Source organism: Gammaproteobacteria bacterium (genome assembly GCA_029862005.1).
Lineage (GTDB): Bacteria > Pseudomonadota > Gammaproteobacteria.
In genome coordinates this window covers 137,306-148,476 of record JAOTYD010000007.1, presented here as the reverse complement: position 1 = coordinate 148,476, position 11,171 = coordinate 137,306, and the positions used below count along the sequence as shown (strand labels likewise).

11 protein-coding genes and 2 tRNA genes are annotated in these 11,171 nt (G+C 51.7%); 3 read left to right on the top strand and 10 right to left on the bottom strand.

Annotated features, from left to right (window positions below; translation table 11 throughout):
* Positions 1-388: 388 nt before the first annotated feature.
* Positions 389-907 (top strand): hypothetical protein, encoded by a 519-nt coding sequence (locus OES20_07350; protein MDH3634505.1) that lies wholly within the window; start codon positions 389-391, stop codon positions 905-907.
* Positions 908-1,085: 178 nt separating this feature from the next.
* Here OES20_07350 and OES20_07345 read toward each other — a convergent pair whose 3' ends face one another.
* Positions 1,086-1,952 (bottom strand): hypothetical protein, encoded by an 867-nt coding sequence (locus OES20_07345; protein ID MDH3634504.1) that lies wholly within the window; start codon positions 1,950-1,952, stop codon positions 1,086-1,088.
* Between the two features lie 267 nt (positions 1,953-2,219).
* On the opposite strand from OES20_07345, the gene OES20_07340 reads away from it, so the two are divergent.
* Positions 2,220-2,600 (top strand): VOC family protein, encoded by a 381-nt coding sequence (locus OES20_07340; GenBank protein MDH3634503.1) that lies wholly within the window; start codon positions 2,220-2,222, stop codon positions 2,598-2,600.
* A gap of 156 nt (positions 2,601-2,756) precedes the next feature.
* On the opposite strand, the gene OES20_07335 is transcribed toward OES20_07340, so the two are convergent.
* The 9 genes from OES20_07335 to rnr all read right to left on the bottom strand — a co-directional run bounded on the left by OES20_07335 (position 2,757) and on the right by rnr (position 10,976).
* Positions 2,757-2,833, bottom strand: a tRNA-Arg gene (locus OES20_07335).
* A 239-nt stretch (positions 2,834-3,072) separates the two neighbouring features.
* Positions 3,073-4,167, bottom strand: a complete 1,095-nt coding sequence (alr, locus tag OES20_07330; GenBank protein ID MDH3634502.1) for an alanine racemase — start codon at positions 4,165-4,167, stop codon at positions 3,073-3,075.
* The gene (gene dnaB / locus OES20_07325; GenBank protein MDH3634501.1) at positions 4,160-5,554 is read right to left on the bottom strand and encodes a replicative DNA helicase; all 1,395 of its coding nucleotides are present in this window, start codon (positions 5,552-5,554) and stop codon (positions 4,160-4,162) included. Before dnaB ends, alr begins: the two co-directional genes overlap by 8 nt.
* 117 nt (positions 5,555-5,671) lie before the next feature.
* Positions 5,672-6,124, bottom strand: a complete 453-nt coding sequence (gene rplI / locus OES20_07320) for a 50S ribosomal protein L9 (GenBank protein MDH3634500.1) — start codon at positions 6,122-6,124, stop codon at positions 5,672-5,674.
* Between the two features lie 14 nt (positions 6,125-6,138).
* Positions 6,139-7,077, bottom strand: a complete 939-nt coding sequence (locus OES20_07315) for a hypothetical protein (GenBank protein MDH3634499.1) — start codon at positions 7,075-7,077, stop codon at positions 6,139-6,141.
* Positions 7,078-7,094: 17 nt separating this feature from the next.
* Positions 7,095-7,328: a 30S ribosomal protein S18 gene (gene rpsR, locus OES20_07310; protein MDH3634498.1), complete on the bottom strand. Its 234-nt coding sequence runs from the start codon at positions 7,326-7,328 to the stop codon at positions 7,095-7,097.
* 2 nt (positions 7,329-7,330) lie between these two features.
* Positions 7,331-7,846 carry a 30S ribosomal protein S6 gene (gene rpsF / locus OES20_07305; GenBank protein ID MDH3634497.1) on the bottom strand — a complete coding sequence of 172 codons (516 nt, stop codon included), beginning with the start codon at positions 7,844-7,846 and terminating at the stop codon, positions 7,331-7,333.
* A 116-nt stretch (positions 7,847-7,962) separates the two neighbouring features.
* Positions 7,963-8,709 (bottom strand): 23S rRNA (guanosine(2251)-2'-O)-methyltransferase RlmB, encoded by a 747-nt coding sequence (gene rlmB / locus OES20_07300; protein MDH3634496.1) that lies wholly within the window; start codon positions 8,707-8,709, stop codon positions 7,963-7,965.
* Positions 8,706-10,976: a ribonuclease R gene (gene rnr, locus OES20_07295; GenBank protein ID MDH3634495.1), complete on the bottom strand. Its 2,271-nt coding sequence runs from the start codon at positions 10,974-10,976 to the stop codon at positions 8,706-8,708. Before rnr ends, rlmB begins: the two co-directional genes overlap by 4 nt.
* A gap of 78 nt (positions 10,977-11,054) precedes the next feature.
* Here rnr and OES20_07290 point away from each other — a divergent pair.
* A tRNA-Leu gene (locus OES20_07290) sits at positions 11,055-11,141 on the top strand.
* Positions 11,142-11,171: the final 30 nt, after the last annotated feature.

Sequence of the window (11,171 nt, the reverse complement as noted above, 5' to 3'; positions counted from 1 at the left end):
TTTGATCAAGGAGAAATGGAATCTGGAATCTGGGGACAGTATACCTAATAATATTGGTCGAGAGGCCTGATGAGGTAAATCACAATCTTCTGTCTCTTAGCTTTGGGTGATGCCAGAAATTTCTGCAGAGTGCCTACCAATGCATAACAAGTCGAACCCAATGCCCGCTACGCGCGTGATCAATTGAAATCACAGTCGCTTGTCGCCGCTGATCGATCTAGTTTGAGGGTCAGCTTTCTTCAAAGGAGACGCTCAATTAGCTGGGCTAGGAGGCAATCTTCGGCCAAGAGCAGACGCCTGACAACAGATAGTATATTCTCAGGTCAATGACCTTTTAATCATGCTGTTAGGCGCTACCTAGTAATCGACCTACAAGCAGGGAATTTACATGCACAATCAGGACGAAACTGACAAATTACTGGCGTTACAGAAAAGACTGATGGACGAGTCTGACATGATTGGCTGGTTGTGTACGGTTCATCGAAATGCTGTTAGATATAGCAACAATCCCGAAGCAACAAAGAAAATTCAAGGCCAACTGAATCATGCTAGTAACTTAATAGCCTTGGCCTATATATGGGCTCTACTCGACGAACAGGATTTTAACGAACACAATCACTGGATAAGACCTAGAGACCGACTAGAGCTAAAGGCTTGGAAGCACGTGAGGCACACTGGTGCGCATGCTCCTGGTGGCAGAGCAAATAGATACTTTGATGAGTTTAATGAATTCATGACGTCAGATTACTCTGGCATATCTGGTCTGAGGCAAAACTGTGAATTCACCGATAGATCTATTACGTTAGCTGACACTATGAATTATCGTTTTTTTCAATTTGTACAGAACTTAGTGAAGATCGCAATCGGGCACTGTGCAAATAATAATGAGCCGACAGACGATGCTTAGAAAAGATTGCTACGCGCCTAACAAACGCATGCAGTCGGACAAACCACTCGCGCTGATACTAACTATTTCCCCAAAGCTGACGCTCGTCGAGTACTGGTAGGGGGCAATCTCCGGCCAGGAACAGACATTCGTGTCTAACCGTAATCAATCGACACTGACCCCTTTGATTGGTACACAACTATCGCACTTTTACATTCTGGACAGCAAGTAAGAATGTCTTCCAACCCACCATCGGTACACTACCAGAGACAGAACTATATCCAGGTTCATATTTGCTACCCCAACCGTCCGTATGCCCCTCAGAGACCAATGGTAGACCCGGCCAATGTAATGCCAATCTATAGGCAAAGACCTGGGCTTCTAACTGGTCGTTCAAATAATCGTAGAGATCAGCACCAGCTAGAAGCCTAAGCGCAAAATAATCCTGCAGCTGCTCATCAAATATCGCTTTCATTGAGGTGCCAGAGGTTTGTGCAAGTTCTGGAAGATGGAACCTATCGAACTGATACTTGCCTAGACCGGTTGAAACTAAACCAGAGTGATAACCACCACCGGGCAGTTTCTGGGTATCAAAGAAACGTTGTTGCCAGTCGATAACATCACCCAGTTTCATCTTTGAAAACTTGGGAGGTTTGGCCAACATTCTAGGTTTGTAAAACCATTTCAAAGGTATTTTCGGTAGCCTTGCGGGAGGAAAGCCTTCTTTTGAGTCGCGATCACTTGCTAGATTGTCTGGATCGTTGCGAGTTAAGGCCATGGAGATGAAATCTAATAAGTATTTAACTCCCTCCGTAGGCTCCTCAATTTCTCCGGTATATCCACTTAATGAATACTTTCCTCCATGATCTGAGTAGTTTGCTGATACTGGGCCGCGATGCAATGGAGGAAACGCGCGCACAAAAACTTGACCGCATACTTCGACAATTTCAGTCTTCCAATTACCCCCTAAAGGTGAGCTAAGCTCAAAGACAACCGCTTTCCTGTAATCCTCAGGGCTTACACCACTTGATGGGTCAAGTGGACCAAACTCCTCAACCTTATTCATTATTGTTCTCCAACCAATTCGATGCGTTTTGTTGGCATTTTATATTTTCCACCTTGCCTTGTGAATTTCCGCTCAGGGTCGTAGATCGCCGCTGATTGATCCAGTTTGAGCGGCAGCTTTCTCGTAAGCGGACCCTCAGATGAACTAGCTGGGCTTCTCGAAACGGCCATGAACGGACACTCAACAATGAAACGATAATGAGTTATCGAGTCAATTACCTCATAATTCAGCTGTTAGGCAACTGAGCCAAATCTTGGAGAATTTAATATGCATAAAAGTCGCTTAGGTGCATTGGTAGTGGATTGCCAATCTGAAGATTTATTTGAACATGCTGAATTCTGGGGAGCGGCTCTAGGAGCCGAACCAGAGTCTCAAGAAGGGCAAATAAACCAACGATACGTGCGGCTCAACGGGACGCCTAGCGAGGCGCAAGTAATTTTACAGAAGGTCGATCACCCAAACCGGGTCCATTTTGATATCGAAACAGATGACATCGAGGCCGAAGTGAATAGATTGCTGTCCCTAGGTGCCGAGATAGTAGAAAGGATGGAGAAATGGGTAGTTATGGAAGCACCAAGTAAGCATCGATTTTGTGTTATTGGTCCAATACGTTCCGATTTCGAAGAGAATGCTAATGTGTGGGAGTAGAGGAAATTGCCTAACAAGCGCATGCAGCCGGACAGCCAATCCGCTACGCGCTTTGTCTGCCGCTGATGCGAGGCGTTATGTGCTTAGGAGAAAACCAATCTTATGAATAACATTAAAAAAACCCTCATAAGTCACTGACCTAAAAGGGTTTAAAGATGGCGCGCCTGGAGAGATTCGAACTCCCGACCGCTCGGTTCGTAGCCGAGTACTCTATCCAGCTGAGCTACAGGCGCAGAAATTGAAGGCGCGATTCTACGGATATTTAGGCTGATTTGCCAGTGTAAATTGAGCTGTCTGTCATACCGCGGCTTGACCCGAGGCGTCGGACCGGCGGGATCCAGGATCGTTTGAATGGGTCGGGTCTTTCTGGATCCCGCGGTCAAGCCGCGGGATGACGTATTTCGGGCGCGGGATGACAAATTTTTAGTTGGGCGACGATGGTTCTCGATTTGCGGGATCACGGTCTTAATAATTAACCGATATATTCCCGTTTTACGTGGGCACCGACGTTGCACAGGATTTCGTAGGCGATGGTTTGCGAGCAATCGGCGAGGTCATTGACGTCCGGATTCGCTCCAAACAGTGTCACCTCGTCGTCAATCCGGACATCCTCCAGATGACTGACATCAGCCGTGATCATATCCATCGATACCCTCCCGACGACATCACATAACTTGCCCTGTATCTCAATTTGCGCGCTATCAACCTTGTGTCGAGGATAGCCATCCGCGTAACCGGCCGCGACTACTGCAATCGTCATATCAACGGGACAGGTGTAGGTATTGCCATAACCGATCATGTCCCCCTTTTGATGCGCATTGACCGCAAGCACCAGTGATTTCATGACCATGGCAGGCCGCAGTTCGCGTTGCATCTGCTTACGATCAGACATCGGATCGGCGCCGTAGAGTGCTATTCCTGCGCGCACCCATATACGGTGGGTGTCGGGCCAACCGAGTATCCCTGCCGAATTAGCAATACCCCACTCGTAGTCGTCGAGACCGAGAGACTTGACCTGGCCCATTTGTAATTCGGTGAAGCCACTGTCAACGGCGTCGGCATGAGCGAGGTGAGTCATCATGCGAATGCCCCCCAGCGTATTCAGGCCGGCCAGGAAATCAACGATTTCGCGCCCTCGTTCCCGTGAGAATCCAAGCCTGCCCATGCCGGTATCAATTTTCAACCAGACTTCGAGATCGCTGAGATCGGGTACTGCTTGTAAACAATCGAGATGAAACTGGTGATGCAATACCGGATCAAGGGAATAATCGATGCAGGACTGCAACTCCGCCAGGCGGACAAAGCCGCTCATGATGATAATTTTCTGCGTAACCCCCGCCTGTCGCAGCACCACCGCCTCGCCCACTGTGGCTACTGCAAACGCATCGGCATCGGCATCGGCAAGTGCGGTTGCAACTTCGACTGCGCCATGGCCATAGGCGTCGGCCTTGATCACGGCGATGAGCCGGTTACCGCCTGCCGTCTCTTTTAAATACCGGTAATTTTGTCGTAACGCTTCGAGGTCGATGATTGCGCGTGAATGCCGGTTCGCCCCATGGCTATTCAAACTCGCCTCCGTAGTGATCGAACGCAAGATTTTCGAAACGCGTGTACTGCCCGAGAAAAGCCAGCTTAACCATGCCTATCGGCCCATTGCGTTGCTTGCGAATCAACAACTCGGCGACACCCTGGTCGGCGCTTTCAGGGTTATACACCTCGTCACGATAAATAAACAAAATGACGTCGGCATCCTGTTCAATACTGCCGGATTCACGCAAGTCGGACATGACCGGCCGTTTGTCCGGCCTCGACTCGACACTTCGATTCAATTGCGAAAGTGCAACTACCGGCACGTTCAATTCCTTTGCAAGCGCCTTTAGGGAGCGTGAAATCTCGGAAATTTCCGTCGCCCTGTTTTCGGTAGAACCGGAGACCTGCATCAACTGCAGGTAATCGATAACCACCAGGTCCAGCCCGTGCTCTCGTTTCAGGCGGCGGGTACGCGCACGCAACTCGGTGGGTGTCAGCGCCGGTGTATCATCGATAAACAATTTTGCCTTGGAAAGCATATTGACCGATGAAATCAGTCTCGGCCAGTCATGATCATCGAGCTTGCCGGTGCGCAGGTTATGCTGGTCGATACGCCCTAATGAAGACATCATGCGCAGCGCCAGCTGTTCGCCTGGCATCTCCATGCTGAACACGGCTACCGACTTTTCACCATTCAGAGCCGCAGTTTCGGCAATATTCATCGCAAGGCTGGTTTTACCCATCGACGGGCGCCCGGCGATGATGATCAGATCAGAGTTCTGCAGGCCCGAGGTTTTATCATCGAAGAGATTGAACCCGGTTGCGATCCCGGTGATCGCCTCCTTGTTGCGATACATTTCCTCGACGCGTTGCACGGCCCGTCCCAGCAGATCGTTGATTACTTCAAAGCCCTCGCGATTTCCGGCACTTTGCTCGGCAATCATGAAAACCTTGCGCTCCGCTTCATCAAGTATTTCCCTGCTGGGACGACCATCGGAGTTATAGGCACTGGCCGAAATTTCGTTTCCAACTTGGATCAGACTGCGCAATATCGAGTACTCGCGCACGATATTCGCGTATGCCTTGACGTTAACGGCGGTCGGGGTGTCGTTGGCGAGAATACTCAGGTAGGCAAGCCCGCCGATGGATTCGAGTTCACCCCGGGAACCCAGCCATTCTGAAACCGTCACCACGTCGTAGGGCTTGTCTTCTTGCGCCAGCGAATTGATCGCCCTGAGTATCAGGCTGTGATCGTGTCGGTAGAAATCCTGCTCATTAACAATATCCGCGATATCGTCCCAGGACCGGTTGTCCAGCATTAAGCCGCCGATGACCGACTGTTCGGCTTCCATGGAATGCGGAGGAACCTTGAGTTCATCGACACGCTGGCTCAGCTCGGCTACGCGGGAGGAGATTTCAGACATATCTGGCGTGAAGGAAGATCGACATGGATCGCTAATGATAAACCTTTTTGTCGGCGCCCAAAAGTAAAAGGCTACTTAAGCAGCAGCCTTTTTAAATTTATTGCGATCTTCGGTTTTTTATTCCTCGCCGATGATATTAATTGTCACCTGGGTGTCGATATCGGTGTAGAGATGAATATCAACAATATGCTCGCCGGTAACGCGCAGAGCGCCTTCCGGCATGCGGATCTCGCTTTTTTCCACGGTTTCCCCAAGCGTTGCGATCGCCTCACAGACATCGGCAACTCCAATCGAACCGAACAACTTGCCTTCCGAGCCCACCCGTGCGGTTACCTCGATTACACCCAGTGACTCGATCGCCTGTCTGCGGGCTTCTGCTGTTACCCTGGCCTCGGCAGCCGCTTTTTCCAGTTCCGCCCGGCGCGCTTCAAACTCCGCCATATTTTCGGCAGTGGCAACCTTGGCCTTGGCCTGTGGCACCAGGTAATTGCGGGCAAACCCGGCTTTGACGGTGACCTTGTCTCCCACCGAACCCAGGTTTTCAATATTTTCCAAAAGGATGACTTCCATTAGATTACCTCATCTCACAAATCATTATCATCACTTGGTTTTACAGCATTTTTTCTGAAAACCAACCAGTTATCAAGCACCCCGGTAATGGCGGTCAATGCCACCACCTGCGGGAAAACCAGCAATAGCGTGTAAAATAGCACCAGTAGCATTCGCGCCTGCCTGCGTGGCGCCAGCTTGGCATGCACTACCGCTATGCCCTGAAACATAAAGCCAACCACAACCAGTAACGCCAGGCTGATCAACCAGGATTGATCGATCCAGAAACTGACCACCATTAACAGGAGCGCTCCTGAGGCAGTGGGTTTTCCCAGCGATAACGCCCTGAATTCCTGGCTGAAACCCCGCGATTCGGCAAGGCTTGCCTGCATCCATCTTGCGATCAAAACGATCAGCATGAAGACCAGGTAAGCCATGGCTACCAGCGCCAGCACAAACAATCGCACCAGCTGGATATTTCGTTCCACCAGCTTTTCATCGAGCTGGTCGACCTGTCCCGTGCGCTGGATCGCCTGCGAAACCATCACGGCTTCCAGATTATTCCAGACCAGGTATTGCACCCCAACGCCTATCACACCGATAGCCAGCCCAACCAGCATGGTCAGCGCCAGTGACTTGCTGCTGCGCAGCGTTTGCGTCAACAGGATAATCGGTAACCATTGCACCAGCCCGGTCCATAGTCCCAGTTCAGGGGCACTGATCAACACCCAGGCAACCAGGGTAATTCCGACGATTGATACGCCGATTGCCTTGAGCCCGGACACTGATCCCTGGGTTAATATCACCAGCCCAACCAGCGTGCAGGACAGCAGCATGCACATGGATCCGGCCACCAGCCCGAGTACCGTATTTGGCGCCATCGGCGGAATGAACACCGCCAGCACTGCCAGCAATCCAACGACCGCCGCTGCCTGGTAGGGTCCTTTGAGGGTAAATCTTGCCAGTGCCAACATCGTGACACCCACCCGGTTTATCTCAGCTTGTGCTGATCTGTATAAGGCAGCAGGGAAAGGAACCTGGCACGCTTGATTGCTGTCGCCAACTGACGTTGATACTTTGCCTTGGTACCGGTCACCCGACTGGGTACGATTTTTCCGGTTTCGGTAATGTACTCCTTGAGTGTTTCCAGATCCTTGTAGTCGATCTGCTCGGTACCTTCAGCGGTGAACTTGCAGAAGCGCTTACGACGAAAATAACGTGACATGATTAATTCACCTCTTCTTCAATAGGGCTGGTTTCAACGTCTGCTCCAGCTTCAATCTCGGCGACCACGTCGGCTTCCGGAACCAATTCGTCGACCTCTGGATCAACCAATGCTTCAACAACCTCTTCCACGCTGTTTTCGGCATCATCGCTGGACGCGACAGGTCTGCGATCGCTGGATTTAGCGGATTCCTCACGTTCAACCTCCATCATCATGGCCGATTTCTCGGTGATGGCTGCCTTACAGGTGAGCGTCAGGTGTCTTAGCACCGCGTCATTGAAGCGAAATGCCGATTCAAGTTCATCCAGAATTTCTTTGCTGCACTCGATATTCATCAGCACGTAATGCGCTTTGTGAATTTTCTTGATGGGAAATTCGAGCTGGCGACGACCCCAATCCTCCTCGCGATGGACGGACCCGCCTGAATTGACAATCATGTTGCGATAGCGTTCCACCATCGCGGGCACTTGTTCACTCTGGTCAGGGTGGACCAGCAACACGATTTCATAATGTCTCATTTGTTCTCCTCATGGGATGATGCCCCCAGGATCAGGCCTGTGGAGCAAGGAGCCTGGATCGGGCACTTTTGCAGGCACCGAAACAAGGAGCGCGGATTGTACCCGAGCACCCCGGCTTAAGCAATAGTGGGCCGGCGCATTCGCGAACGCAATATTTCGTACAGGCAAACGCCGGTCGCGACCGAGACGTTCAGGTTTTCAACCTGGCCCAGCATTGGCAGCTTGACCAGGTGATCACAGGATTCGCGGGTCAATCGGCGTAAACCCGTACCTTCGGCTCCCATGACCAGCGCCACGGGTCCACCATAGTCGTGATCGTAGAAACTGTCTTCGGCCATATCGGTGGTACCAAATATCCATACACCGGCCTGCTTCAGGTCTTTCAGGCTGCGCGCAATATTGGTGACTTCGATGACTGGTACCGATTCGGCTCCGCCGGCCGCAACCTTACGTACGGTCGCATTCACCTTGACCGCGCGGTCACGCGGGATAATGACTGCATCTACACCACAGGCATCTGCCGTGCGCAGGCAGGCACCGAGGTTATGCGGGTCCTGGATCCCGTCCAGCACCAGTAACAATGTGCCTTGATGTACGCCGAGCAGGCATGTTTTAAAATCCATCGTCGACGCCGATTCATGTGTTTTGAGCAGGCAACCCTGATGCTTTTCGGTACCGCACAGCCGCGTCAGGGCTGCACGGCTCTCGGTGTGCACTTCAACCTCCGCGGCGCGGGCCAGGTCGACTAGCCGTTGCAACCGGGGACCAGGCATATCGGCAAGAATCAGCTCGATACAGAGCTCTGGCGCCTGTTGAAGACGGCGCGAAACCGCATGGACGCCGTATATCATGCTGCTGCTCATCTTGATCGGGTTCGGGTCCCTGTTTTTTTCCTGGATTTGCGCTTTTTCCCTCTTCGCCTTGGATTGATCGGTGGTTTTTCGTCGACGACTCCAACCAGGTCAAAATCAATTTTGCGATCCTCAAGGTTTACCCTGGCAACCTCCACCTCCAGCCGATCGCCGAGCTGGTAGCTACGTCTGGTCAATTCGCCGACCAGCCGATGATACGCCGGATCAAATTGGTAGTAATCCCGCTTGAGGGCAGTCACATGTACCAGTCCATCAATCAATAAATCATCCAGTTGCACAAACAGTCCAAAGTTGGTAACCCCGGTTACGATGCCGCTGTATTGCTTGCCGATATGCTTTTGTAGAAATTCACATTTAAGCCAGTCTTCCGCATCGCGTGTCGCATCATCAGCACGTCGCTCGTAGCGTGAACAGGATTCTCCCAGCACGGTCATTTGCGCGAGATCGTAACCGAAGCCAGCAGCAGCTTGGCGGCCGATCCAGTGCTTGATGCCACGGTGAACCAGCAGGTCCGGGTAGCGCCGAATCGGCGACGTGAAATGGGCATAATCCTTCAGTGCCAGGCCGAAATGACCTACTTTGGGATCAGGGCTATAATTCGCCTGCAACATCGAACGCAATATCACGGTCTGAATCATATCGCTCTCCGGGCGCTCGCGAGACTGCTCGACTACCCGAGCATAGTCAGCCGGGGTTGGATTCTCGGTACCCAGTGCGATACCGAAGCTCGCCAGGAATTCCCGCAGATTAGGCAGTTTGTCGGCGTTGACGCCCTCATGATTACGGTACAGGGTTGGTAGCTTGTTCTTCTTTAGCATTCTTGCGGCACAGATGTTTGCCGCAATCATGCATTCCTCGATCAACTGGTGCGCCTGGTTTCTTTGATACGGCACTATCGCCTCGATTTTACGCTGACGATCATATTTGAATATGACTTCATGGGTTTCAAATTCGATCGCATGGCGGCGTCGACGCGCTTTCGACAACGCCTGGTAGACCTGTTTGAGCCTATCCAGATTACTACTTACCTCGACGGACATTCTGCCACGAGGCTTTTCACCGTCAAATAAAACAGCTGCCACGTCGTCATAGACAAGGCGTGCCTGTGAATGAATCACGGCTTCGAAAAAATCGTACTGCTTGATGGTCCCCTGCGGATTGATATCCATGCTACAAACCAGGCACAGGCGATCGACTTTCGGATTCAATGAACATAGCCCATTCGATAAAACTTCGGGCAGCATCGGGATGACTTCGCCCGGGAAATATACGGATGTGCCGCGGTTTTGGGCCTCGAGATCGAGCGGGGAATCACTTTTTACGTAATGTGCAACATCAGCGATTGCAACATATAGCCGATATCCGTTGGCCTGCGGTTCACAGTAAACAGCATCATCGAAATCGCGGGCGTCGGCACCATCGATTGTAACGAAAGCAAGCTGTCGCAAATCGCGTCGATTTTTCTTATCGACTGCAGCTACCTGGTCCTTCAGATTTCGGATTGATTTCATGACCGCGTCGTTCCAGTGATGCGGGATATGGTGCGTATTGACCGCGATCGTGACTTCCATGCCGGGAGCGTTTTCCTGCCCCAGCACGTGCTCGATCAAGCCGATCGGCTGATTGTGATGCGACGGATATTCGGTGATTCGAACCAGCACGATATCGCCGGGTTTTGCATGGTGACCGACTTCGCGATTAAGCAGCACATCCTGTACCAGGCGCTTGTCATCCGGTATCACGAACTCGATCCCGCTCTCACGGAAATACCGACCCACCAGTGTCTCGTGTGCGCGCTCAAGTACCGACACCAAGGCTCCCTCGGCGCGCTCTCGCCGCTTATCTATACTGGTAATTTTAATGGCCACCTTGTCGCCGTTCATGAGGGTACGCATTTCTCGTGCCGGCAGAAAAATATCTCTGCCACCCGATTCAGGGGTTACGAATCCAAAACCATCGGCATGCGATTGAACGTAGCCTTTCTCGAGATCCATGTGATCGAAACTCAGGTAACCCCCGCGCCGATTGCGAAACAACTGTCCGTCGCGCACCATCGCCTGTAATCGACGGCGCAGGGCTTCGAGCCTGGTCTCATCCTGGTAACCCAAAGCATCGGCGATATGTTCCTGCGGAAGCGGAACCTTCTGCGAATTCAGCAGTTCGAGCAGATGCTCCCGGCTGGCTATCGGCTGGTCGTATTTAGCTTGTTCACGCTTCTGGAAAGGGTCTTTGGAAGTAGTCTTCGATTTTCTGGGCATAGGTTATCCATTGCAAGATCGCGAGTATATAGAAACATTTGCCGAGCAACTACCAGGTGGTGTATATTCCCGCGCCATGCCCAGGTGGCGGAATTGGTAGACGCGCTAGCTTCAGGTGCTAGTGACCGTAAGGTCGTGGAGGTTCAAGTCCTCTCCTGGGCACCAACAGAGAAATGTTCAGCATGGTTTTGCAGT